20 protein-coding genes and 3 pseudogenes are annotated in these 24653 nt (G+C 70.3%); 13 read left to right on the top strand and 10 right to left on the bottom strand.

All coding sequences use genetic code 11. From position 1 onward, the window contains the following. Positions 1-24: 24 nt before the first annotated feature. The 3 genes from D7223_RS33725 to D7223_RS25095 all read right to left on the bottom strand — a co-directional run bounded on the left by D7223_RS33725 (position 25) and on the right by D7223_RS25095 (position 1901). Positions 25-687, bottom strand: coding sequence for an arsenate reductase ArsC (locus D7223_RS33725; RefSeq protein ID WP_120730910.1), 663 nt, complete (start codon positions 685-687; stop codon positions 25-27). Then, complete coding sequence (locus tag D7223_RS25100; RefSeq protein WP_120730909.1) at positions 680-1381, bottom strand: arsenate reductase/protein-tyrosine-phosphatase family protein; 702 nt, start codon at positions 1379-1381, stop codon at positions 680-682. Before D7223_RS25100 ends, D7223_RS33725 begins: the two co-directional genes overlap by 8 nt. 145 nt (positions 1382-1526) lie before the next feature. After that, complete coding sequence (locus D7223_RS25095) at positions 1527-1901, bottom strand: ArsR/SmtB family transcription factor (protein WP_120730908.1); 375 nt, start codon at positions 1899-1901, stop codon at positions 1527-1529. Positions 1902-1989: 88 nt separating this feature from the next. Between D7223_RS25095 and D7223_RS25090 the strand changes: the two genes are divergently transcribed. From D7223_RS25090 to D7223_RS25075, 4 genes and pseudogenes are all read left to right on the top strand, one after another. Then, entirely contained in the window at positions 1990-2328 is a 339-nt protein-coding gene (locus D7223_RS25090; RefSeq protein ID WP_120730907.1) for a GNAT family N-acetyltransferase, read from the top strand. A gap of 74 nt (positions 2329-2402) precedes the next feature. Next, on the top strand, positions 2403-3821 hold the full coding sequence (locus D7223_RS25085; RefSeq protein ID WP_120730906.1) for an FAD-dependent oxidoreductase: 1419 nt from the start codon (positions 2403-2405) through the stop codon (positions 3819-3821). Beyond that, entirely contained in the window at positions 3821-5086 is a 1266-nt protein-coding gene (locus tag D7223_RS25080; protein ID WP_120730905.1) for an MFS transporter, read from the top strand. The genes D7223_RS25085 and D7223_RS25080 overlap by 1 nt, the downstream gene beginning before the upstream one ends. Positions 5087-5189: 103 nt before the next feature. After that, positions 5190-5375, top strand: a pseudogene (locus D7223_RS25075) (IS110 family transposase); the annotation flags it as partial. A 387-nt stretch (positions 5376-5762) separates the two neighbouring features. Here the strand turns inward: D7223_RS25075 and D7223_RS25070 are convergent. The 4 genes from D7223_RS25070 to D7223_RS25055 all read right to left on the bottom strand — a co-directional run bounded on the left by D7223_RS25070 (position 5763) and on the right by D7223_RS25055 (position 12352). Then, positions 5763-8009 (bottom strand): S8 family serine peptidase, encoded by a 2247-nt coding sequence (locus D7223_RS25070; protein ID WP_120730904.1) that lies wholly within the window; start codon positions 8007-8009, stop codon positions 5763-5765. A gap of 28 nt (positions 8010-8037) precedes the next feature. Next, positions 8038-8598 (bottom strand): DUF3558 family protein, encoded by a 561-nt coding sequence (locus tag D7223_RS25065; protein ID WP_147252605.1) that lies wholly within the window; start codon positions 8596-8598, stop codon positions 8038-8040. 14 nt (positions 8599-8612) lie between these two features. Continuing rightward, positions 8613-9440: an LPXTG cell wall anchor domain-containing protein gene (locus D7223_RS25060; RefSeq protein WP_158610932.1), complete on the bottom strand. Its 828-nt coding sequence runs from the start codon at positions 9438-9440 to the stop codon at positions 8613-8615. Between the two features lie 149 nt (positions 9441-9589). Beyond that, positions 9590-12352 (bottom strand): helix-turn-helix transcriptional regulator, encoded by a 2763-nt coding sequence (locus D7223_RS25055; RefSeq protein ID WP_120730901.1) that lies wholly within the window; start codon positions 12350-12352, stop codon positions 9590-9592. 167 nt (positions 12353-12519) lie between these two features. On the opposite strand from D7223_RS25055, the pseudogene D7223_RS25050 reads away from it, so the two are divergent. Beyond that, positions 12520-12765 (top strand): annotated as a pseudogene (locus tag D7223_RS25050) (SbtR family transcriptional regulator); the annotation flags it as partial. A gap of 166 nt (positions 12766-12931) precedes the next feature. On the opposite strand, the gene D7223_RS25040 reads toward D7223_RS25050, so the two are convergent. Together D7223_RS25040 and D7223_RS25035 are read right to left on the bottom strand one after the other, a co-directional pair. Beyond that, entirely contained in the window at positions 12932-13387 is a 456-nt protein-coding gene (locus D7223_RS25040; protein ID WP_120730900.1) for a nuclear transport factor 2 family protein, read from the bottom strand. A 77-nt stretch (positions 13388-13464) separates the two neighbouring features. Then, positions 13465-13908: a nuclear transport factor 2 family protein gene (locus D7223_RS25035; protein ID WP_120730899.1), complete on the bottom strand. Its 444-nt coding sequence runs from the start codon at positions 13906-13908 to the stop codon at positions 13465-13467. Positions 13909-14052: 144 nt separating this feature from the next. On the opposite strand from D7223_RS25035, the gene D7223_RS25030 reads away from it, so the two are divergent. Next, the gene (locus D7223_RS25030) at positions 14053-14613 is read left to right on the top strand and encodes a TetR-like C-terminal domain-containing protein (RefSeq protein ID WP_120730898.1); all 561 of its coding nucleotides are present in this window, start codon (positions 14053-14055) and stop codon (positions 14611-14613) included. A 369-nt stretch (positions 14614-14982) separates the two neighbouring features. Here the strand turns inward: D7223_RS25030 and D7223_RS25025 are convergent, their stop codons facing one another. Further along, positions 14983-16245 carry an ATP-binding protein gene (locus D7223_RS25025; RefSeq protein WP_120730897.1) on the bottom strand — a complete coding sequence of 421 codons (1263 nt, stop codon included), beginning with the start codon at positions 16243-16245 and terminating at the stop codon, positions 14983-14985. A gap of 673 nt (positions 16246-16918) precedes the next feature. Here D7223_RS25025 and D7223_RS25020 point away from each other — a divergent pair. The 7 genes and pseudogenes from D7223_RS25020 to D7223_RS24990 all read left to right on the top strand — a co-directional run bounded on the left by D7223_RS25020 (position 16919) and on the right by D7223_RS24990 (position 24460). Next, complete coding sequence (locus D7223_RS25020) at positions 16919-17614, top strand: response regulator transcription factor (protein WP_120730896.1); 696 nt, start codon at positions 16919-16921, stop codon at positions 17612-17614. Continuing rightward, a complete protein-coding gene (locus D7223_RS25015; RefSeq protein ID WP_120730895.1) occupies positions 17611-19038 on the top strand; it encodes a sensor histidine kinase in 1428 nt (475 codons plus the stop codon). Before D7223_RS25020 ends, D7223_RS25015 begins: the two co-directional genes overlap by 4 nt. 98 nt (positions 19039-19136) lie before the next feature. Continuing rightward, on the top strand, positions 19137-19844 hold the full coding sequence (locus D7223_RS25010; RefSeq protein WP_158610931.1) for an LmeA family phospholipid-binding protein: 708 nt from the start codon (positions 19137-19139) through the stop codon (positions 19842-19844). Next, entirely contained in the window at positions 19841-21961 is a 2121-nt protein-coding gene (locus D7223_RS25005) for an MMPL family transporter (protein WP_120730893.1), read from the top strand. Before D7223_RS25010 ends, D7223_RS25005 begins: the two co-directional genes overlap by 4 nt. Next, positions 21958-22308, top strand: a complete 351-nt coding sequence (locus D7223_RS25000) for a SigE family RNA polymerase sigma factor (protein ID WP_158610930.1) — start codon at positions 21958-21960, stop codon at positions 22306-22308. Before D7223_RS25005 ends, D7223_RS25000 begins: the two co-directional genes overlap by 4 nt. 3 nt (positions 22309-22311) lie before the next feature. Next, positions 22312-22587: pseudogene (locus D7223_RS24995) on the top strand (family 1 glycosylhydrolase); the annotation flags it as partial. A gap of 667 nt (positions 22588-23254) precedes the next feature. Further along, on the top strand, positions 23255-24460 hold the full coding sequence (locus D7223_RS24990; RefSeq protein ID WP_120730891.1) for an IS110 family RNA-guided transposase: 1206 nt from the start codon (positions 23255-23257) through the stop codon (positions 24458-24460). The last annotated feature ends 193 nt before the right edge of the window (positions 24461-24653 follow it).

Raw genomic sequence — 24653 nt, 5'->3', positions numbered from 1 at the left:
CCGGACCGGTGTCGGCCGGGGGTTCTATCGGTTGGCGGGAACGTGCAGGTCGTCGAGGAGGCGGCGGACACGGCGCTCAACCTCGTCGCGGATGGGTCGCACGTCGGCCACGGTGAGGCCCGCCGGGTCGTCGAGGTCCCAGTTCTCGTAGCGGGTGCCGGGGAAGACCGGGCAGGCGTCGCCGCAGCCCATGGTGACCACGACGTCGGCGGCGCGGACCACCTCGTCGGTCCAGGGCTTGGGGAACTCTTCGCTGATGTCGATGCCGCGTTCGGCCATGGCGGCGATCGCGGCGGGGTTGAGCGTGATGCCCGGTTCGCTGCCGCCGGACCAGGCGACCGCTCGGTCGCCGGCGAGGTGGGTGAAGAACCCGAGGGCCATCTGGGAGCGGCCGGCGTTGTGGGTGCACAGGAACAGCACCACGGGGCGGCCGTCGCGGTGGTGGCCCTCGACCCGGGCGAGGGCCTGCAGGCGCTGGCGGGCGAAGCGTTCGGCGAGCAGCGGCAGGTAGTGGGGGATGGTGCTGGCGGTGGCGAACTGGTCGTAGCTGGAGAGCAGGAACCGCTCGATGGTCTCCGGGCCGTAGACGCTGGTGAACTCCTCGGCGAGCCGGGTCGCGGCGGTGCGCAGGGCGACCTGCTGGTCGATGGAGACCTCGTCGAAGCGGTGGGGGCTGGTGTCAGTCATGGCGGTCTCCCGAACGGACGGCGGGGGTGATGGCGGGGGCGATCCGGTCGACGCGGGCGGCGAGGTCGGCGAACGCGGCCTCGAACGCCTCGTCGGTGTCGACGCGGACCGGGTCGGGCACCGACCAGTGCAGGCGGGGGCGGACGGGCCCGGTGAGGTCTTCGTGGGCGTTGTCGCACACGGCGATGAGCAGGTCGTCGTCGCGGACGACGTCGGTGACGTGGGCGGTGGCGGTGGGGTCCAGGCGCAGCCCGTGCCGGCCGGCGACAGCCACCGCGCGGGGATGCACCCGGGCGGCCGGGTGCGTGCCGGCGGACGCGGTCGGGGTGTGGGTGCGGTCCTGCCAGAGCGCGGCGGCGAGCTGGGAGCGGGCGGAGTTGCGGGTGCAGACGAACACCACCCGGCCGACGCCGGTCAGCGGCGGTGGGGTCAGCGCGGCGAGGGCCTCCGGCCGCAGCCGCAGGTAGGTGCGGCGCTTGTCGCCCTCGGAGCGGCCCTTGACCACCAGACCGGCTTCGGTGAGGACCTTGACATGGTGGGCGACGAGGTTGGTGGGCAGGTCGAGGGTGTGGGCGATCTCGCCGGGGGACGCGTCGCCGAGGGTGAGCGCGTCCACGATCGCCAGCCGCGCCGGGTCGCCGAGCGCGGCGTGGATCCGCGCCCGCCCAGCCAGAGAATCACGCTCAGCATTCATTGACTCAACCATAGCTGAGGCAATCGGTACTGGCAAAGAACGGTCCTGAGACGCGGCCGTCCGGGGTCGCTTGCGCTCGGCGTCGGCGGTCCGGCGCGTGTTCGACCTTCCCCGCCCGGGCCCGCCCTTGAAGGCGGGCGCGTTGCTACGAGTCGGCGGGTTCGACCGCGAGCAGGGACGCCAACTGGCGCAGGACGCCGGGCCGCGCGCGGTAGTAGACCCAGGTGCCGCGCCGCTCGGCGTCGACCAGGCCCGCCTCCCGCAGCGTCCTGAGGTGATGGGAGATCGTCGGGCCGGTCAGGTCGAATGCCGGCGTGAGGTCGCAGACACAGGCCTCCCCGCCCTCGGCGGAGGCGATCATCGACATCAACTGCAGGCGCACCGGGTCGCCGAGCGCCTTGAACGCCGCCGCGAGAGCCCCGGCCGCCTGCGCGGGCACCCGCCGCTGGGCCAATGGCGCGCAGCAGGAGGTCGCCGCGTTCAGATCGATGGCGACGAGCGGCGCCGACTGCTTAGACATACCTCTAGGTTGACATCCTTCTAATCACCGTGCAACTCTCTGATTTGACGGACATCGAGACAGAGTTGGGGCGGGGTGCAGGAGCGTGATGGCTGCCACCGATGGCGTGGTCGTGGGTTGGGTCGCGGCGTCGCCGACCTCCACCCGGGCGGTCTACGCCGGGGTGGTCGAGCACTCCGTCTACGTGCACCCCGCCGCCCAGGGCCGCGGCGCCGGCCGGTTGCTGCTCGACGCGCTCGTCGCGTCCACCGAGGCCGCCGGGATCTGGACCATCCAGTCCGGCGTTTTCCCCGCAAATCAAGCCAGCCTGGCTCTGCACGGGCGGGCCGGCTCCCGGGTCGTCGGCGTCCGCGAACGCCTCGGCCGCCACCACGGCCGCTGGCGCGACGTGATCCTGATCGAGCGCCGCAGCCCCGCCATCGCCTGACCGTGCCTGGCCCCGGACACCCGGGCCCGCACACCTATCTGATTCGACAGTTGTCAACGCAGAGGAGTTGCCTGATGAACGCCCTGGACACGCTTCCGGTCGTGGTGATCGGCGCCGGGCCGGTCGGCTTGGCTGCCGCCGCCCATCTGCACGAGCGCGGCCTACCGTTCCTCGTCCTCGAAGCCGGTGACACCGCCGGCGCGGCGGTGCGCCAGTGGGGACACGTGCGGGTGTTCTCCCCGTGGCGGTACGACATCGACTCCGCCGCCCGGCGGCTGCTCGACGCCGCCGGTTGGGTCGCCCCCGACCTCGACGCCCTGCCCACCGGCGCCGAACTGGCCGCCGACTACCTCCAGCCGCTCGCCGAGCTGCCGCAGCTCAAGCCGCACCTGCGCTACGGCGCCCGGGTCGAGGCGATCAGCCGGCTCGGCCTGGACCGGCTGCGCACCGCCGGCCGCGATACCACGCCGTTCCTCGTCCGCCTCACCGACGGCCAGGAGGTGCTCGCCCGCGCGGTCATCGACGCCTCCGGTACCTGGCGCACCCCCAACGTCCTCGGCGCCTCCGGCCTGCCCGCCCGCGGCGAGACCGACGCCGCCGCGTACCTCGAGCATGCCCTGCCCGACGTGCTCGGCGCCGACCGCGACCGCTTCGCCGGTCGCCACACCCTCGTCGTCGGCGCCGGCCACTCCGCCGCCAACACCCTGCTCTCCCTGGCCGACCTCGCCACCCAGGTACCGGGTACCGAGGTGACCTGGGCCATCCGCACCACCTCACCCGCGCGCACCTACGGCGGCGGGGACGCCGACGCCCTCCCCGCCCGCGGAGCGCTGGGCTCCCGGCTGCGGACCCATGTCGACGCCGGCCGGATCCGGCTGCTCACCGGCTTCTCCGTCCACGCCATCACCCCCACCGACGGGCGCGTTGCCGTCGTCGTGCGCCACCGCGACGGCAGCGAAGAGAGCGTCACCGTGGACCGGATCGTCGCCGCCACCGGCTTCCGCCCCGACCACTGGATCGCCGCCGAGCTGCGCCTGGACCTCGACCCGGTCATGGGCGCCACCCGCGCCCTCGCCCCGCTCATCGACCCCAATGAGCACTCCTGCGGCACCGTCCCCCCGCACGGCGTCGACGAACTCGCCCACCCCGAGCCCGGCTACTACGCCGTCGGCATGAAGAGCTACGGCCGCGCCCCGACGTTCCTCATGGCCACCGGCTACGAGCAGGTCCGCTCCGTGGTCGCCGCCCTCGCCGGAGACTGGACCGCCGCCCGTGACGTCCAGCTCGACCTACCGGAGACCGGGGTGTGCAACAGCAACCCCGACGACTCCGCCACCGGCGACAACTGCTGCGGATCCACGCCGGCCACCGAACCGGTGGGACGCGGGCTGGCCACCGGCATCTCCGGCGGATTGCTCGCCGCGCCGCTGAACCTGGTCACGCTCGACGCAGCAGCCGCCGGCGCGCAGACCGGCGGCTGCTGCGGCAGCTGATGCCCACGACCACGACGGTGCCCGCCGACCTCACCGTCGGCGGGCACCACGCCCACGGCTGGCGCATCGTCGCCGCCCTCGCCGTCACCTCCACCATCGGCTACGGCACCCTCTACTACGCCTACGCCGTCCTGCTGAACCCGATGGCCGCCAGCATCGGCGCGTCCACCACCGCCGTCACCGGTGCGCTCACCGCCTCGGTTCTCACCGGCGCCCTCATGGCCATCCCGGTCGGCCGGTGGCTCGACCACCACGGCGGTCGCGCGCTCATGACCGCCGGCTCGATCACCGCCACCGCGCTGCTGATCGCCTGGTCCCAGGTCCACACCATCAGCCAGCTCTACGCCGTCATGATCGGCATCGGCGCCTGCGGCGCCATGGTGCTCTACGAACCCGCCTTCGCCGTCATCGTCTCCTGGTTCACCCCCGACCGACGCGCCACCGCCCTCCTTGCGGTCACGATCGTGGCCGGGTTCGCCAGCACCATCTTCATGCCGCTGACCGGCCTGCTGACCGCGCACCTCGGCTGGCGCGGCGCCCTGCTCGCCCTCGCCGTCCTCCACGGTGCGGTGACCGTCCCGCTGCACGCGCTGGCCATCCGCCGGCCCCGACCGGCAGCGACGGCACCGGCCGGCCTGACACGGCCCGAGCACGCCCAGCGGCGTGCGGTCGCCCAGGCTGCTATGCACGACGCCCGCTTCTGGATCCTCGCCGCGACCTTCACCGCTCACGGCGTCGCCACCAGCACCATGACCGTGCACCTCATCGGCTACCTGCTCAGCCGCGGGCACCCCACCACCTTCGCCGCCACCGCCGCCGGCCTGCTCGGTGCCCTGTCCGTCACCGGCAGGCTCGTCCTCACCGCCGCCCGTAGACGACTGCCGGTCACCACCGTCGTTGCCGCCGTCTTCGCCCTCCAGGCCGCGGCCGTGCTCGCCATGCCCCTGCTCGCCGGCACCCCCACCGGAGCCGTCATCACCATCGTCGGTTTCGGACTCGGCTTCGGGATCACCAGCCTCGCCACCCCTGCCCTGCTCGCCGACCGGTACGGCACCACCGCCTACGCCACCGTCGCCGGACGCCTCGCCGCCCCCGTCACCGTCGCCAAAGCCACCGCACCCCTCGCCGCCGCCGCGCTCCTGCACACCGTCGGCGGCTACGTACCCCTGCTCGTCGCCGTGGCGACCTGCTGCGCGCTCGCCGCCATCGGCGTGAGCACCCGAACGAAGACCCCCGCGCCGAAGCCCTCCACCGGACGATTCTGAGGCGATCACAACCAGCTCACCGAGGGCTCTCGGGCTCGCACATCGTGTCCGAGGCGCCGGCCGGCGACGGCGGCAGGCTGGGGTTACCGTGCCCGCGGGGCCCCGCAAAGGCCCGATGATGGTGCTGGCGTGCTGGCAGACGCCGGCGGCGATCCGGCACGCCGGCGTCGACCGGATCACCGCGCTGCTCCGCCGCGGGCACGTCAAGAACGCCGTACAGGTCGCCGAGGCGATGGTCGCCGCTGCCCGGCAGCAGACCGTGAATCTGCCCGGCCAACGCGCCGTCGCCGCGAAAGACCTTATCCGACCGGCACCGGCGGTCCGCGCCGCAGCCTGAATCAAACTGCTCCCCGCCGACGCGACCCTGGTCCCGCCGGCCGCTCGACCCTGCCCATCAAGATCAACCGGAGTCACATGGAGGCTCCTAAGACGACGCTCCGCTTGTGTCCGCAGGCTGCCTGACCTGCGGATTCTTGCCAGGCCACCCTGGACGGCACGCCGCCGGTCGACGCCGCGGCACCGACGCCGCCTACCCGCACGGCCGGCTCGACCTGGCGCCGATCCGCCACCACCGGCTGTTCTCCGACCGGATGACGCACCGGCGCTCCAGCAGCCCGGTCCGCACCCGCGACCGGTGGGCTCGGCCCCGCACGACAGCACCACCGGCCGCTACGGCTCACCAGAGGGCAGCCGGCATCGGGATCTCGGTGCCGTAGGAGAACCAGTCGCTCCACCTGCGTACGTCGGTGGAGAACGACGATCCGGTCGTCGCCGGGGCGACGTAGACGTCCGCTGCGGAGCCCCGGGTGAAGGCGATCACGTCGTCGCGACCGTCGCCGGTGAAGTCACCGATGCCAGGCACCTGCACGGCGCCGGCGAAGTCATGATGCCAGACGGTTGCCGTACCGAACTGGCGCAATGACCAGGAATGGACCATCGACAGTGCGACCACCACCGACCGGCGCTCTCCTCTGGCGAATCCGACCAGGTCGGCGCAGCCGTCGCCGTTGACGTCGCCCACCGCCGGTACGTCTGTGCCGAGGGCGAGCGGGTGACCCCAGTACGTCGCCGGCGCGAACCGGTCGCCCTGGGAGGCGGAGACCCGCAGCATGCCTGCACCGACCCGGTCGACCGCCACCAGGTCGTCGCGCCCGTCGCAGTCGAAGTCACCGACCAGCGGTATCGCGTCTGCGCCGGGGAAGCCGCTGGTCCAGCTGACTCCGGTGCCGACGAACTGGCTGCCGTTGGAGAGTGCGACGAAGACCGTACGGTTGGTCGACGGGTGGACCCGGATGCCCCGGGTGACGGTGGCGATGTCGTCGCGGCCGTCGCCGTTGAAGTCACCGACCACCGGGGTTTCGTTGCCCACCGCGAAGCGGCTGTGCCAGAGCTGCGACGGCCCGAACGACGTGCCGGTCGACAGCGCCACGTACACGTGGGCGGAGGCACCCCGGGTGAACGTGATCAGGTCGTCGCGGCCGTCGCCGTCGACGTCGCCGAGCAGCGGGATCTCCTCACCGGCGCTGAAATACTCGTGCCATTTGGCGCCGGCGGTGAACCCGGATCCGGTGGACAGCGCCACCCACACGTCGGCGGCGGCACCCCGGGTGAAGGTGACGATGTCGTCGCGACCGTCGCCGTCGACATCGGATCCGGTACGCCCGAAGCCGTCGTTGCCCGGGCCGTTGCGGTCCAGGTAGAGCACCCGGTTCGGCGAGCCCGCGATGTCGGTGATCCGGTCCCTGCTTGCCTCGTTGATCAGGGTGGTCGCCACCAACTCGGGCGAGGCGTCCGGGAAGCGGTCCAGGTAGCGGGCGACCGCGCCGGTGACGTGTGCGGCGGCGATCGACGTACCGTTGCCGAAGTTGGTCGTCGCGGTGTCACTGTCGTTGGTCGTGGTCGTCACCTGCTCGCCGGGCGCGAAAAGGTCGACACAAGGGCCCCAGGCGGTGCCCCGGATCCGGTCCTTGAGCGCATGTATCGAACCGACCGTGATCACCGCCGGCACCCGGCCGGGGGAGAATCGGCAGGCGTCATGGTCGCTGTTGCCGGCCGCCGCGACCACGGTGATCCCCCGGTCGACCACCCGAGTCACCGCGGCGTCAAGTGGCGGGTGTATCCCCGGCACCCGCCAGCTCAGGTTGACCACCGCCGGGCGGACCGCATTGACGTGCAGCCAGTCCATGATGGCGATCATGTCGGCGGTGGTCGCCGTGGTGCAGCCCAGCCGGATCGAGTGCAGCCGGACGTTCTTGGCCACCCCGTGCAGCCGGCCCCCGATGGTCCCGGCCATCGGCGTGCCATGCCCGTGGCAGTCGTGCGAGCCGCCCGGCCCCACGTCGCTCTGGCCGAAGGTGACCGTGCTGACCACGCGTCCGCCGAAGTCTTCGTGGGTCGTCCGGATCCCGCTGTCGACGACGTACGCGTTGACGCCGGTGCCGTCGGAGTCCCACCGGTAGATGCCGTCGAAGTCCCGGCGCTGGTCGATGACGTCCAGCCCCCACGACGGGGGGCGCTGCTCGCCGCCGAGCCATTCGATCTCCATCTGCGGCGCGATGTAAGCCACCAGGGGGTTCTTGGCCAGCGCCTCGGCGATCTGCTTCGACATGTGCACGGCGAAGCCGGGCAGCGCGTGGTAGTAGGTGTGGGTCAGCTTTCCGGGATACTCGGCGAGCAGGCTGGCGACAGCTTTGTCGATCTTTTCCTTGGTCGCTTCTTTGTCCTTGTCGTCGAGTTCTTTGTCGTCAAAGGCCAGGACCACCACGTGGGAGTCCGCGATGTCTTCCTTGCCAGCTGGCGCGGCGGCGGCCGGCGACGTGTCCGGGGTGAGCCCGGTCGAGACGAGCAGGGTCGCGGTGAGCAGCGCCGCGACGGTGAGACGAGGCCAGCGAAGGCGGGGCCAGCGATACCGGACGGTTGACATGGCGTTCGCTCCGATCGGGTGGTTGGTCTCAGAGCCGGTCGACAGCGGTACGCAGTAGTCGCGTCACATTGTCGGCCCGCTGCGCCGGCTTGGCGTTCGCGCTGAGCAGGATCTGGTAGTTGAGGAAGACGACGTGCTCACCGTCGCGGGTGCCGGCGGTGACCCCGAGCGGGCTGCTGCGGATCAGGAACGCCTCGTCGCCGAGCCCGGTCACCGGTTCGCCGGTGCCTCCCCAGCGCGCCGGCGAATAGAACGACCGTCCGGTGTAGACCTGCAGGTGGAGCTGGTGCATCGCGCCGTCGCGGCCCACCCAGACACACTCGCGGGTCGACTCCTCGCCGCTGTCGACCGTGGCGACGGTGCCGAACAGGTCACCGGCCTCGGCGATGGTCAGCAGCTCGCAGACGGCAACTGCGGTGGCCTCCTCGTCTCGGGCGGACTCCCCCGGCCGGGCCGACTGGGAACCACTGGACACCGCCGTCGCTTCCCCGGCCGGCGTCCGGGTGTCGTCCGGTCCGCCGCAGCCGACGGCTGTGAGGGCGCACGCGACCGCGAGGAGTTGTACGCCGTACCGTCGGGTGATCGCCATGGTGTTCACGCAGATCACTGCCGTCCGGCGGTGCTGAAGCTGACCCGGCGACGCCTGGTCGCGACGAACAACGCCACTCCGGTGCCGAGCAGGACCAGTCCAGCGATGGAGATCAGTGCGGTCTGGGCGCCGGTGATCGGCAGCTGGCCGCTCGCGCCCGGCGGGACGGTCGCGCCCGGCGTGGTGACGCTCGCGCCCGGCGTGGTGACGCTCGGGCTCGGGTCGGCGCTCGGGCCAGCGCTGGGGCCCGGGTCGCCGCTGGGGCTCGGGCTTGGCTCGACGGCGCAGTCGGTCGGCCGGACATGGGTGCCGGTCAACCAGGTGGACCAACCACCGCCGGCCCGTGGGCCACGGACGTAGAACGGGTCGCCGTCGACCAGCGGCAGCTCAAGCTCGGTGCGACCGGGAGCGAGCGGCGCCACCTCCCACGGTGGGTAGCCGTCGGCGAGGACCTGGATTCCAGGAACCGGACGGGTTCCCTCGTTGCTGAAGGACAACACCAGCCCGTCGCAGCCGCTGGTCGGGGTGACGGTCAGCAGCGGCGCGTCGGTGCAGCCCTCCGGCGTACGGTGCAGGTAGCTCGATGTCGGCAGGCCCTCGCGCCGGATCTCGAACAGGTCACCGTCGCTGGCGCCGTACTCCGCGCTTCCCCGGGAACGCATCGAGAACTCGTCGATCACGGCGTCGTTGCGCACCACCGTGGTCTGCCAGCCGTCGTCACCTCCGATCGTCCCGGTGTCCCAGGAGAAACCGACCGCCCCGCAGAGGTCCGCGAAGTTGACCATCGGCGGGTCGGCGACGGCCGGCGTGGCGGTGCCGAGTAGCAGACCGCCAATCGTCATGAGTGTTGCGGCGGTGAGAACGGACGATCTGCGACGCATGAGGGAAAGGCCCTTCGAAGGGAGGCGCGCGGTGGCGAGTGACCGGCACGGTGGTCGGGTCGTCCGAGCCCACCACTGGCGCTGGTGATACTGCATGAGTGCCCGGGTACTCAACCGCGCCGAGCTGAGCCTCCATGCGGGCCGAGGGCTGCCCGGAGCTCCGCACGGCCAGAGACACCGAGCTTGGCGTACGCCCGATGCAGGTGGTTCTCCACGGTACGTTCCGACAGATGCAGCCGGCTGGCGATGCCCCGAGCGGATTCACCACGGGCAGCCGCCAACGCCACCTCCCACTCGCGTGTGGTCAACTGGCTGACCGGGCCGCGGCGCCGCAGCGCCGGAGTGCTGGCCGGCTCGCCGGTCGACACCAACTGCGCCTCGGCGAGCAGGTGCGCGCCGGCTGCCACCGCCGGATCGCCGCCGGCCGACCCGGGAGCCCTGTCGCGGGTGGCGACGCCGGTTCGGGCGGCGGCCTCAGCCAGAGCGGCGGCCTCGGCGGCGTGCAACGGCATCCCGTACCCGGCGAACTGCTGGGCCACATTCAGTAGTCCGGCCGGATCGGCGGCCTGCGCGGCGGCGGCGTACCGGACCACGGTGTGACCGAGCAGCCAGCCAGGAGGCGGCGGATACGCGGCGAGTAGCGTCACCGCTCGCGCGCCGGCACCGAGCCGCACCAGATCGAGTGCGCCCAGTGCCCCCGCACCTACCGCGCCGAGCCGGCCGTGTTCGGCGACCGACGCCGCCAGCACGCCGATACCGACGCCACCGTCCCCGACGACCGCACCCCGCCAGGCGTACGCGCGGGCGACGTCGATGTCGAACAGCCGCATCGAACGTGGTCCGCCCGCGTAGCGGTGCAGATCGGCGGTGAGACCCTCGATGTCGGCGTCGGTGCCGAGTTGCGCGGCGGCTTGCAGTCCAACGGCGACGGACCAGCGGCACACCGGACGTAGGCTGATCTCTTCGGCGACCAACTGGGCTTCCCGCGCCCAGCGCAACGCGGTGCGTGGCCGGCCGCGGACCAGAGCGATCTGGCCGAGCACCAGTGCGTGCAGCGCCTGGCTGACCGGGTTGGTCGGATGCAGACTGGCCTGGTAGCCGTGTTCGGCGAACTCCAGGGCAGCGGCCGGGTCGGGCCGGTAACAGCGCAACGCGGCAGCGGCGGGTGACGCGCCGGCGGCCTGCAGCTGGCTACCGCCGATGTTCCCGCTGGTCAGTGGCATGGTATGCGCTATCAGTGCCTCCGCCTCGGCGTACCGGCCGGCGACCAGCAGAGCACCGCCAGCCGCGCCGCTGGCCGCTAAACGGGCCGGCATCGGTGCATCGCTGCCGATCACCGCCAAGGACGGTTCGATCACCGTGCAGTCCAGTTGCACCGAGCGAAGGTACAGGTCGAACGCGGCCAGTGGGCAGGCCGCCGGGTCGCCGGCGGCGGTCGGGTCCGCGCCGGTCACCCGTGCTCGGTCTTGGCGGGCACGCTCGACGACGCTGCGTGCAGCGGGTACGTCGTCCATCGCGTGTACCAGGATCTCGGCGTGTTCGACGGCGACCAGCAGCCGGTCCAGATCGGTCTCGGCCAACCGGGCCAGCTTCGTCAGCTCGGCGCAGCGGGCGAGTGCCTCGTCGACGCGGCCGAGCTGCACCAGCGCCCGTACCGAAACCAGCCCGGCGGCGACGTCACGGTGTGCCTGGAAGGCCCGGTCGGCCAGCCGGTACGCCAGGGCGTACTCCCGGTTTCTGGTCGCCTGTTCCGCGGCGGCCAGCATCACCTGCGGGTTGACCGGGCCGCCGGCGTCGAGCCGCCAGCGGGCGACCCGCAGCCGATCCTCCCCGCACCCGGCCGATGCCGAACAGGGCGTCTCCGGCTCGGCCGCGTCGGCGAGCCGCCGCAGGTGCCGCAGGCGGCCGAACGCCGGAGTGCCGGCACGCAGCAGTTCGCCGTAGAGCGGATGGCTGAGCCGGACCACCGGCGGGTCGGCGAGGCTGACGGAGAGGAGACCTCGGCGTTCCAGGGCCTCCAGGGTGTCCTCGGCGACGAGGGCGACCGCCAGCCGCAGTGGGACCGGCTCGCCGGCGGCAAGCAGTTCCAGCGCGTCGCGTTCGGCCGAACTGGTGGCGGCGAGGCGGTTGGTCAGCAGCTCGGTCAGCCGGGGTACGGCGGTCATCGGGCCGGTAAGCCGCCACAGCCCACCGGTCTGGTCGAGCAACCCGGCCTCATCGGCAGAGATGACGAGCTCGCGTAGGAAGAGCGGGTTGCCGGCGGCGGTGTCCCGCAACTGGCGCAGAGTCCGACCCTCCACCGGGCCGCCGAGCATGGCGGTCAGCAGCGCCTCGGACGCCAACGGGTTCAGCGGCGCGAGGTCGATCCGGACCACTCCGGCGTCTTTCCACAGGGCCGTGACCGCATCCGGGACCGACTGATCGTTGCGTACGGTCGCCAGCAGGGTGAGAGTCCGGTCGACAGCGGCGTGGTGCAACACCGCGAGAGAGACCGGATCCAGCAGGTGCGCGTCGTCGACTGAGAGGATCACCCGGCCCTGCTCCTGCGCGGCGATCCGGCGTAGCCCGAGCAGGCCGACCTGCACCGGGCTGAGGCTGGTCTGGTCAGACCCCGGCGGGCCGAGCAGACCGGCCAGCGCGCCGAGCACCAGCTCGGCGGAGTCGGCGGCGCCATGGACAGCGAGGGTTCGCGCGCCGCGTACCCGTGTGATGGCCTCGTGTCCGACCGCCTCGCGGGCGAGCCGGCTCTTGCCGACGCCGGCTGATCCGACGATCAGCGCGCCCGGTCCGTCCGAGGCACGCAGCGACTCGACCGCCGTGGCCAGCTCCAGCTCACGGCCGATCAGCGGCGACTCCTGCACCGGCCGGGCCATGGTCGGCACACTAGTCGCCCGCGGCCAACCGGCAACGATCCGATGCAGAGGAGCGATGTGGAGTCGACTACCAACCGTTCCTTGCCCAAGATCCTCGATCTGCTCGAACAGGTCTGGACCAACAAATCAGAGCCGGGACCTAACGCCGCATCTCGCACATCGTGTCCGCCGCAGCGCTACAGTCCGACGCCGCCGCCTTCCAGACCCTGCACGCCTACTTCCTCGACCGGCTCGTCCCGGTCTGCGACCAGCTCCTCGACGCCGCCGTCGCCGCCGGCGAGATCCGCCCCGACACGAACGGCTACGGACTGCTGCGCGGCGTCGGCAATGTCTGCGTCGGCGCGGGCAACGATCCCCGTTACGACGCACGCCGCCTGGTCGACCTCCTTGTCACCGGACTTCGCGTCCGCTAGGTGACGCTGCCGCTAGACGACCGGATCGAACGCGGGCGGCCGGCCGCCTTCGGATCCTTCGGCCCAACGGTGGGCGTCCTGACCGGCTTTGCTCGGGCTGCACGCCTCGGTTCTGCGGGCGCGCAGGTGAGCGGTTTGCTTTGCTGGTCGGCTTAGGAAACCGTGATTACTCGGGTCCCTGTGCGAAGACACCGATGTTTCCCTCGATCCAGATCGGTCGGGCTACCAACCTGCTGATTCGCCATCGCTCGCCTACGCGCCGCAGCTCGAACTCGTACGTGCCGCCGTTGTGCCACAGCCGCCCGCCCGGCACGTTGTCACGTCGTAGCCAGGCCAGCACGTTCGCGGTCGCGGTGGCGGTATCGCCCGTCACGTCGGCGATCACCCCGGTGACCACGTGCTGGGTGCCATCCAACACGCCAAGCTCCCGTCGCCACCGATCTACCTGCTCGGGGCCGGGGAGAGTCTCTGCGTCGCCGCCGCTCATCGCGGTGTAGTCGACGACCACGGTGTCGGCGAACGTCGCCACCAGAGCGTCCCAGTCCCGGCGGTCCACGAACCAGGCGTACTCGTTGATCACCCGCTGGATGGCGAACTGGTCGATCAGATCCTGTTGACGCATGTCGCAACTCCTCTTCGTGGTGGCTGAAGGTGGTGGCGGAGGGGCGCCTCGACTCGAGGCGCCCCATCACCACTGGGTTACTTGGCGTCGAACGCCGCGTACATGCTTTCGTCGCTCGCCACGTTGAGTGCTTCGGATGCGACCAGCGGGTTCCAGAAGTCGACGTAGCGGCTGATCTTTCCCTCCACCGTCTCCACGACGGAGATGTAGGTCTGGTTGTACGGCTTGCCGGTGCTCAACGCCCGGCCCACGGACTTGAACTCGGCGATGACCAGGGTGGGGTCTACGGTCTCGTGGAAACGCAGGTCGATGAACTCCACCTTGAAGTGCTCGGGGAAGTTCTGCATGTAGCCGAACAGGGCCTGCTTGCCTTCGACCTTCTTCGGGAAGCCGGCCGGGCCGTACGGGAACTCCAGGACTCCGTCCTCGGTGAACAGGTCCACCCACTCCTCGATCCGCCCGGACGACAGGTACTCCAGGTGGTTCTTGAAGGCTTGCTGGGCGGTTTCGCGAACGTTCATGGTGCTTGTCCTCTTCCTTGGTGTTTCCGATGGGTGCTGAAGGGGCCCGGGTCGGCGGGTCGGCCGCCTAACGCGAACATCTTCGCGTCAAACCATAGCCCGGACACGGTCAAACGCCAAACTTCTCGCGTTAGGCTTGCCCCCGTGAGTAACCACCAGTCCCGCCCCGGCGGACGCACCGCACGAGTCCGCGCCGACGTCCTACGCGCAGTCGACGACCTGACCACCGAACAACCGCTGACCCAACTCACCCTGGCCCAGGTGGCGGAGCGCTCGGGAGTGCACCTGGGCACCCTCTACCGGCGCTGGGGCACCCTCGACGGCCTACTACTCGACGCGGTCGCCGAACGCCTCACCACCGGCTCGCCAATACGCGACACCGGCAACCTCCACGCCGACCTGGAGGACTACGCCCACCGCGTCGCCGAAGACCTCTCCGGCCCAGATGGACAACTACTGCTGCGCACACTGGTCGCCGTCCGTCTCGGAACCAAGGCGGAACTACCACCCGCCCTCACCCGACGGTTCGACGAGATGCAGGCACTACTCGATCGGGCCCGCGCACGCGGCGAGAATCCACCCACGCTCCAACAGGTCGTCGACATCGTCGTGGCACCGCTGTACACAGCCCTACTGTTCGGCACCACGCCAGCCAATCCAGCCACCCTCGTCGACCGCCTGCTGAAGCTTCACCCCGACCAATGACCTGGCCAGGCGCCGCTGCGTGATTCGCTAACGGCGCCCCTGTCCTCGTCGGCCGTCAATTCAGGTCCTTTATCCGACCGGCGCCAGCGATCCACGCCGCAGTCTGAACCAGCGCGCTCCCGGCCGACGCAACCCCATCGTGCCGGCCGATCCACCCTGCCTGTCAAGATCACCCGGAGTCGCATGGAGACTCATAACCCGACGCTCCGCCGGTGTCCGCAGGCCGACGACCTGCGGCTTTCTGCTTTTTGCCTGGTGCGTGCCGATCGCTTCGCGGGGCCTCGCTGCGATCGCTTGCCGAAGATCAGCAGACCACGCTCTTCGGTCCTCGGTGGCCCTGACCGGCTGAGGAGCGACCTGCGGGCGAGGTCAGTCTGCTGTCGGGGCGGGAGCCTGCCACAGGGTGCTGACCGGCATGGCGCGGAGTCTGTCGCCGAACGGCAGCGTGGAGGTTCCGGTATAGAGGACGATGCCGGCGACGAAGTCATTGCCGAGGCGCTCGGCGAGCCGGCGTAGCCCGCGGAAGTCGTCGGGTCCGACGGTGGTGGCTGCTTTGACTTCGATCCCGACCACCTGGCCGGTTCTATTCTCCAGCACCGCGTCGACTTCGTACCTGCTCTGGTCGCGGTAGTGGGACAGGTCGACGAACTGCTCGGACCAGGTGAGCTGCCGGGATAGCTCGGACAGGACAAATGATTCGAGCAGCGGGCCGAACGGTGCGCCCGGCCGGAGCAGTGCCCGGCCGTCGGTCGCGATCTCGTTGGCGGCGATGCCCGAGTCGACGAAGATCAGTTTCGACGCGGCGGTGGCCCGGGTGCCCAGGTTGCGGGACCAGCCCGGGATCCGTTTGATCAGGAAGATCTCTTCCAGGGCCTGGAGGTAGCGGGCGATCGTCGGTCGACTGAGCCCGAGTGCGGATTCGAGGGAGTTGGCGGCGATGATGGTCGCGGATCGGGCCGCAAGCAGGCGTACCAGTTTGCGTAGCTCGCCCTTGTGCTGGATGTCGGACAGCTGCCGGACATCGCGGTCGATGAGCGCCTGGACGTAGGCGTCGAGGAACCGTTGGCGGCGGCGCGGGTCGGTACGGGTGGTGGCCTCGGGTAGGCCGCCGCGCATTATCCTGGCCGCGTAGTCGGCGCGGGTCACCTCCGACTCGTGTCGCAGGTCCGGGCCGAGCGTGAAGACGGCGTCGATGAATCCGTCCGGCTCAGCGTCGAGTTCTCCTTGGGAGAACGGCCAGAGTTCCACGGTCTCCATCCGGCCGGGCAACGCGTCCGGGGCGGCAACCATGCCGAACAACCGTGACGAGCCGGTGAGCAGATAACGGCCCGGGCGGGGGTCCTGGTCGACTGCTGCCTTGATGGCCAGCAGTAGTTCCGGAGCGCGCTGAATCTCGTCTATGACCAAGAGTTCGGAGGAGTCCACGAATCCGACCGGGTCGGCGATCGCCGCTGCCCGGTCCTGCGCCCGATCAAGATCGCGGCGCTCGGCTAGACGATCGCCGGCAACGAGGCGAACCAGGGTGCTCTTGCCTGCTTGGCGTGCTCCGCTGATCAAGACGACGCGGGTGTCCGCTAGGGCAGCATTGACCTGCGCGGCGGCGCGGCGGGGGACTAGGTGCGGTGTGGGCACGGCGTCATCATAACGGCCGCGTTTTCGATCTGCGAGGACCTTGGCTTTCGATCTGCGGGAACATCTGCGTTCGGTACGCGGTCATTTGATGTTCGATCTGCGGGCCATGCGGGCGAGCCTGTTCGTGGAAGGGGTCCACCGCTACGCCGCGGCGGCCGGGTCGTCGCCGGCCGCCTCCGGTGAACTGACCGCCGCGCAGCTACGCACCTGGGACAGCACCACCCAGGAAATCTACCGCAAGAAGGTAGCGAACTCCTGGCGCGTCATCCCCAGACGCCCAGACGTAAAGACCCGAGCAGCCAGAGCATGGCGCACTATTGCGGTCCCGTGCCCAGGGGAAATTAGATGCCGAGCCCAAGCAACCGGGCCCGGATTACCGTTCCTTACCGGGCTAAATCTCCGCCATGTGGTAACCACCGATGGTGTTGCCAGGAACGCCGTAGTCGCAACTGGGGATCTCCACCACGACCGAGTTCGGTGCCAGCGCGATGCGGCAGATCCGACAGCCTCAGCACACCCGGCCTGGCCCCACACGATCGCCACCTGCGTGCGCACCACACCAGCCTGCGGCCCGGCGCGCGCAGAGCCCACCGGGCACTTTCACTGAGCGGAAACCCCGGTCAGCGGCAATTCTCATCAAACTCACATGTGGGTGTGATCTCCTGGTGTGGCTATGAGTACCGGTGCGCGAATCCTCGTCGTCGACGATCAGCCGAACATCGTCGACATGTTGATCACCGTGTTGACCTTTCACGGGTTCACGGTCACCTCGGCGTCGACTGCCGCGCAGGCGCAGGCGCGTGCTGAGGAGGACCAGCCAGACCTGGTCGTGCTCGATGTGATGCTTCCCGATGGCGACGGTTTCGAGGTCTGCCGGCAACTGCGCGCCCGCGGCCATCGGTTCGGGATCGTTTTCCTCACCGCCAAAGACACCCGGCAGGATCTCGTGTCCGGGCTCACCTACGGCGCCGATGACTATGTGGCCAAGCCGTTCGCCGTGGAGGAATTACTGGCCCGGATCAGGGCAGTGTTACGCCGCGTCAACGGCGTGCAGGAGACGCCATCGCCGGTCCTGCGCTACGCGGACCTGGAGCTTGACGAGGAAACCCTTCTGGTACGCCGGGCCGGCCAGCCGGTCTCGTTGTCGCCGACCGAGTTCAAGCTGCTGCGCTACCTCATGCTCAACGCCGGGCGTGTGCTGTCGCGCACGCAGATCCTGGAGGCGGTCTGGAGCTATGACTTCGGCGGCGACTCGAATGTTGTCGACACCTACGTCGGGTATCTGCGCCGCAAACTGGATCGGCTGGGCGAACCGCTTTTCGTGACCCATCGCGGCTTCGGCTACGCGCTGCGGTTGGACCGGGGATGAAGCGCTGGTCCCTGCGGGGTTCGCTGACCTTCGCCGTGGCCGGGCTAACCATCGGTGCGTTGCTCGTGGCCGGTGTGGCCAGCCTCCTGGCCTTGCGTGCGTACCTGCTGGACCGCATCGACAGCCAGCTGGTCGCGGCGGCGGCGCTGGTGTCCGAGCGCGGACAGGCGCTGGCCGGCTCCGGCGACTGGGACCAAGCCGTGCGCACCGCCGTAGCGCCGACCGAATTCCTGGTGGAGGTGCGCCAGCGCAACGGTGCGCTCTCGCGCGTGGCAGGCACCACGCGGCTGCCGGCGCGGCCACTGCTCGACCTGGCGCCTTCACCGCCGCCTGGCGGTGTGTCCGCCCTCACCACGATCACCTCGACCGGGCTGGACGACCGATACCGGGTGATGACGGTCGATTCCGGCGGAAACATAATCCTCATCGGACAGTCAATTGGCTCGGTGCAGGCCACCGTGGGCAAGCTCGCCGCCGTCGAGGCAGTGGTGTCGGCGCTCGTGGTGGCGCTGCTGGTGCTGCTGTCGCGACTCCTTGTGGCGCGCAGGCTGCGCCCGCTGGAGGAGATCGCCGCCGCGGCGACCGCCATCGCCGACGGCGACCTGGAGCGCCGGGTCCCGGCCGAACCAGACCATCCGGAAAGGACAGAGCTAGGCCGGTTGACCACTGCGGTCAACGGGATGCTGGAACGCATCCATTCCGCGTTGGCCGCCCGGGCCGAGTCAGAGGACCGCATGCGCAGGTTCGCTGCGGACGCCTCCCATGAGCTGCGCACCCCGCTAACATCGATCCGTGGTTACGCGCAGTTGCTGCGCTCGGGCACGATCGATATGGAGAGCCGGCCCGACGTGCTCGCCCGCATCGAGGACGAGTCCACCCGGATGAGCAAGATCGTCAACGACCTCCTCTTTCTGGCGCGCCTGGACGCGTCCCGGCCCGGCGATGCTCGCCTCGATGCGGAGCCGCTGGCTCGGTCCGATCTGGTGGACCTGGCCGTCGTCGTGCGTGACTCGGTGGCCGACGCCCTGGCCGCGCAGCCGGAGCGGGAGATCGCGCTGGACTCGCCGCCGCATGTGCTCGTCCGCGGTGACGAAGCGATGCTGCGGCAGGTGATGGCCAACCTGCTGGCCAACGTCCGCACGCACACCCCGGTCGACGCGGCAGCCTGTGTCGCCGTGGCAAAGCACGCCGCCGACGTGCGAGTCGAGGTCCGCGACGACGGCCCCGGGCTGCCTGAGCCGGCGCGTGGCCGGATCTTCGAGCGTTTCTACCGGGCCGATCCGGCGCGTAGCGGCGCCGGCAGCGGGCTTGGCCTGGCCATTGTCGCCGAGGCGGTCCGCGCGCACGGCGGCAGCGCCGGTGTGGAGAGCGAACCCGACGGCGGCACCACCGTCTGGTTCATGCTGCCCTTACCCACTTCTTAACAAACTCTCATCACGCTCGCGTCTGGCTCCGGCCGGCTGTTGGTTGCATAGGCCGGGTGTGGACGAGAATGCCGCGTGCATGGCGGCGAAGGATTGTGGTGGCAGCAGCGGTGCTGGTGAGCGGTGGCATGGCCGTCGCCGTCGATCAGGCCGCCGCGGGATTCGCGGAGGACAAGCTCGCCAGCCGGCTGGCGTGCGTGGCGGGCCTGCCCCAGGTGCCGGAGGTGAACATTCATGGAGTGCCGTTCTTCGCCCAGGCGATGGACGGCCGCTACGAGGCGGTGTCAGTGCTGGCTCGGCAGATCAGCCTTGCCAAGCTGACTGTCCGCGAGGCCAGCGCGACGGCGCACGACGTGTCCGTGCCGGGCGGCGAGGGGCAGGTGCGCATTGGGCGGGTGGAAGCCGGCCTGGTGATGGACTATTCCTCGCTCGTGACGCAGGCGCCGGACGGGGCAAGACTGTCGGGTTCGGACGGTCTGGTGGCGATCGAGACCACCGCGGAGCTCTTCGGCCGCCGAGTCCCGGTGACCGTCTTCGCTGAGGCGTTGCTGTCCGGCGCTACCTTGCGGGTAGTGCCGTTGGAGGTCGAGGTGCTGGGTCTGCGAACCTCCGTCGATGCCCTGCCCGCCAAGATCCCTGGTGCCAGCGGCATTTCCCGCGAGCTGCCCCCGCTGCCGGGCGGCTTGAGCTACCGGCAGGTCACGGCGGCAGACGATGGCCTGCGGCTGTCGATCGGTGGCGAGGATCTCGCACTGGAAACCGCCGGCGGCAATGACGGTGCGAAGTCTTGCGGAGGCGCGGCATGAAAGCCGTCGAGACCGGGGCGACGCGCCGCGCCATGACGTGCGTCGGCCGCCTGGCCGTGCGGCGGCCGTGGCAGGTGATCATCGGCTGGCTGTTGCTGACTGCAACCATCGGCGCTCTCGTGGCCGGCTTCGGCAGGCCGGTCGAGGAGGACGTCTCTTTGCCCGGCAGCGACGCCCAGCTGGGACGAGATCTGGTCGAAGCGCACGTTCCCGGCGCGAGCAACGCTACCGGGCAGATCATCCTGAAGATTCCGCAAGGACGCCTCGATGACCCGGCGAATCAAGCCGCGATCGCCGCCGCGGCGGCGCAGGTGCGGCAGGTCGAGCACGTCGTCGAGGTCGTGCCGCCCAGCGCGCAGCTAGGCACGATTAGCGCTGATGGCCGCATCGGATACGCGACGGTCAACTTCGACCTCGGCCCGCGAGAGGTGGGCCACGACCTGTCCGATCGGGTCGTCGCCGCCGCGTCGCCGGCCGCCGAGGCCGGCATCCAAACCGTACCCGGCGGCGCCCTTTCCCTGCCGGAGACCGAGACGCGCACCAGCGAGCTGCTGGGACTGGCCGTAGCGCTGGCCGTGCTGCTGGTCGCCTTCGGCGGGCTGGTGGCGGCAGGATTGCCCCTGCTCACCGCTGTGGTCACGCTCGTGTGCGGACTTGGCCTAATCGGACTGGCCGGCCACGTCACCGGCATGCCGAGCGTGGCGACCACCCTCGCCACGATGATCGGGCTTGGCGTGGGCATCGACTACGCCTTGTTTCTTCTGACGCGGTACCGGGCGCTGCTCGCCGCCGGCACGCCGGGTAAACAGGCGATCGTGGAAACCGTTGCCTCGTCGGGCAGCGCCGTGGCCTTCGCCGGCGGCACGGTGATCGTCGCCCTGGGCGGGCTGGCGATCGCCGGGGTGCCAATCCTCACCACGCTGGGCTGGACGGCGGGACTCACCGTGGTGCTCGCGGTCGCCTCGGCGACGACATTGCTTCCGGCGCTGCTTGCCGTGCTCGGCCCACGGGTCAACTCGTTGCGGCTGTTCCGCGCACGCGACGGGGAGATCGACGACTCCCGGTGGGGGCGGATCGCCGACCGGGTCACCCGTCATCCCTTGCGGTACGCGATTGCCGCGTCGATCGTGTTGCTGGCCCTGGCGGCGCCGGTGCTCGGGATGAAGCTCGGCCAAACCGACGCGGGCGACCAGCCAAAGGGGACAGCTGCCCGCACCGGCTATGAGATCCTCGCCGAGGGCTTCGGGCCGGGAATCAACGGGCCGATCAGCGTCGTCGCCGAGCCGGACAGCCCGATCACAGGACCCGCCGACCCGCGCCTTGCCTCACTCACCCAGCATTTGAAGGCCACACCCGGTGTCGCCCGCGTGGAGCAGCCGCGCGTCGCTCCGGACGGCGCCCTGGTCACGGTCCGGGTGATCCCGGCGACCGCGCCCAGCGATCCGGCCACCATCGCCGTCGTGGAGTCCATCTTGGATACGCCGGTCGAGGGGATGCGCCTGCACGCGACCGGCCAGACCGCGATCCGCGGCGCCTTGGCCGACCGCATCGCCGACCGGATGCCGTGGCTGATCGGCATCGTAGTGCTGGTGTCCGCGCTGTTGCTGCTGATCGCTTTCCGCGCTTCCGTCATCGCGGTCAAGGCCGCGCTGATGAACCTGCTGTCGATCGGGGCCGCCTACGGCGCGCTGACGGCCGTGTTCACCTGGGGCTGGGGCGTGGAGCTGACCGGCCTCGACGGCCCGATCCCGGTGGAGGCCTACCTGCCGATGATGTTATTCGCCCTCCTGTTCGGACTCTCCATGGACTACGAAGTGTTCCTGCTGACCGCGGTGCAGGAGTCGTGGCAGGCCACCCGGGACAATCGGCTCAGCGTTCGGCGCGGCCTGGCCGGCACCGGCAAGGTGATAACCTCCGCAGCCCTGATCATGGTGTGTGTCTTCGCAAGCTTCGTGCTGCACACCAATCCGGTGGTGAAGATGTTCGGCCTGGGCATGGCCGTTGCCATCGCCGTCGATGCCACAATCATCCGCGGCCTGCTCGTCCCGGCGACCATGGCGTTGCTGGGCAAGGCGAACTGGTGGTCGCCGGCCTGGCGGTGGGGACGGCAACCGTGATCGATGAGTACGACTTCGATCGCTGCTACGAGGTCTACTATCCGCGGCTGGTCCAGCTGGCCTACACTTCAACCGGCGACCCCGCGTCGGCCCATGCCATCGCACAGACAGCCTTCCGCGAGGCATGGCGGCACTGGAATTGGCTCTCAGCCGCCGATCCCATCGACTGGCTGCGTCAGCGCGTGGTGTCGCTGTCAGCCGCACGCCACGGTTCACCTGACGCGACGCGGCCGGCGCCGGGCCTCGATCCGCGCCCCCCGCTGACCGCGGCGCAACTGCGCAATCAAGCGCGTCACGGTCTCGCGGCATGGCTGCCGGCGTGGTGGCGCCGACCCAGGATCGACTAGTACTTCGACGACCGGCCGAACACCGACGGGACCGTCCACGACACCGACCGGACGGCGTTCCTCGCCGAGCACATCCGCGCGGTCGCCCGGGCCCGGCAGGAAGGGGCCGACGTCCGCGGTTACCTCGCCTGGTCACTGCTCGACAACTTCGAATGGGCCGAGGGGTACGCCAAACGCTTCGGCATCGTCCGGGTCGACTACGACACCCAGACCCGCGTTCCCAAGGACAGCGCGCTCTGGTACCGCGACCTCATCCAGCGCGTACGCCAGGAACACTGAGCCGACGCCCGCCCGGCCATCGACCCGCAGCGCTCTGACGACGACCGGGTGACCGCGGCGCCATCCGCGGTCATCCGGCTCAGGCCCAGGCGCAAGTACTGCGGCGTGCCGTCGATCAGGCCACCTGCACGTGTAGTGGGTGGTCCTCGACCGGAGCCGGGCCGGGCGCCGCTCCACCCTGGCCGCAGGGCGATCGTCCCCCGAGAGGCGCCGGCGTCTACGGACCCGCATGTCAACCGCCGGCCCGATCACGCCGTACGCCCGTGTCGGCGTTCTCTTTTCCGTGCGGCCTCGACAGCTGACGCGCGACTCGCCGCCCGGAGACCGGTGCCGCAATTTGCGGGAAGGACCTGAGGGGCTGCGGCGTACCGGAGCCGCCCAGAAAGCCGATGCCGACCGCAGCAGACTCCAGGGGTTCCGCCGGCACCCGCAACCGGACATCGAAGCGTGTCGTTTGGCGGGGTGGACCCGGAGGGTCGGGTGACTGTCTGGGTGTGTGCTGCCGATGTCATGGCCAGCTTGGAGTAGGACGCCCCGGCCCTCGCTGATGACCGCTGTATCAGCACTGGATGGAGACTTGCGACCGATCACCCTTTCCGAAGTTGTGGCTACTGAACCGCGGCGGGTCCACGCCCCTTGACCAGACAACCGAAGAGGGTGATGCCCGATGGGCAGCCTGTGGGCCGGCGTCGACGTCGGCAAGACCCACCACCACCTGTGCGTTATCGACGACGACGGCACCGTCGTTCTGTCCGAGAAGATCCCCAACGACCAGCAGGCCATCTCCGGCATCGCCGGACGGCTCGGTAAGCGCCGTAAGCCGATCCGCTGGGCCGTCGACCTGCGGGGTGGACCTGCCTCGCTGCTGCTGGCGGTCCTGTTCGACCGGGGCGCGGACGTGCGCTACGTCAGCGGCACCGTCAGCTCGCGGATGGCGGAGGCGTTCCACGGCGAACGCAAGACCGACGCTCACGACGCGTACGTCATCGCCCAGACCCTGCGCATGCGCGGCGACCTACCGACCCTCACCCTCGCGGACGGGGTGCAGCAGCAGCTGAAGCTGCTCGTCTCCCGCCGCCTGGACCTGGTCGCCGACCGGGTCCGCATCACCGCCCGCGTCCAGGACCTGCTGACCATGATCAGCCCTGCCCTGGAGAAGACACTCAACCTGCGCAGCAAGGGCGCCCTGAGGCTCCTCGCGCAGTGGCAGACTCCCGCCGGGCTGCGCCGCGCCGGTGAAGCCCGCATCCTGGCCTACCTGCGCCAGCACGGCGTCCGGGCCGCCAAGGCACTCACCGCCAAGGTCCTCACCGCCGTCCGGACGCAGACCGTCGCCGTCGCGGGGGAGACCACCGCGGCCGGGATCCTGGCGCAGATGGCCACCGACCTGGAAGCGGTCAACGGTCGCATCACCGCCATCGAAGAAACCATCGCCGCGGTTGTCGCCGAGCACGAGCTGGGGGAGATCGTCACCAGCCTGCCCGGCATCGGCACCACCCTCGCCGCCGAGTTCCTCGCCCACGCCGGCACCCTCACCACCTACGCCAGCCCCGCAGCGCTCGCCGCGCACGCCGGCCTCGCCCCGATCTCCCGCGACTCCGGCCGCCGAAAGGGTCACCAGGTCCGGCCTCACCGCTACCACCGGGGTCTGCGCCGGGTGTTCAGCATGTCCAGCTTCACCGCCCTGACCCACTGCCCACGATCACGCGCCTACTACGACAAGAAACGAGCCGAAGGAAAGACCCACCGCCAAGCCACCGCCGCCCTGTCCAGACAACGCCTCAACGTCCTCTGGGCCTGCATCCGCGACAAGACCCCCTACCAGCCCAAAGAACCAAGATCAGCAGAGGTGGCGTCATGCGAACTCGCGTAGAGACTCCTCCAGCGGATGCCAACCCGGGCGAACCGGTGTCAACGCGGGTCACCCCGGCCGACCGCCGGTCGCAAACCGGGGTTCGTGTGCTCCGGGTGTGGTCCTGGGCTGGGCGAACGGCGGTTCGGGGAACGTGGGTGAGCATGGGCCACTCCCTGCCACCCCAGGTGAACCCCCAGGTCGCTAGACTAGG

Origin of the sequence: Micromonospora endolithica (genome assembly GCF_003626595.1) — a bacterium.
Classification (GTDB): domain Bacteria; phylum Actinomycetota; class Actinomycetes; order Mycobacteriales; family Micromonosporaceae; genus Micromonospora; species Micromonospora endolithica.
The sequence above is the reverse complement of the archived record's forward strand: the minus strand, read 5'-3'. Positions and strand labels throughout refer to the sequence as shown.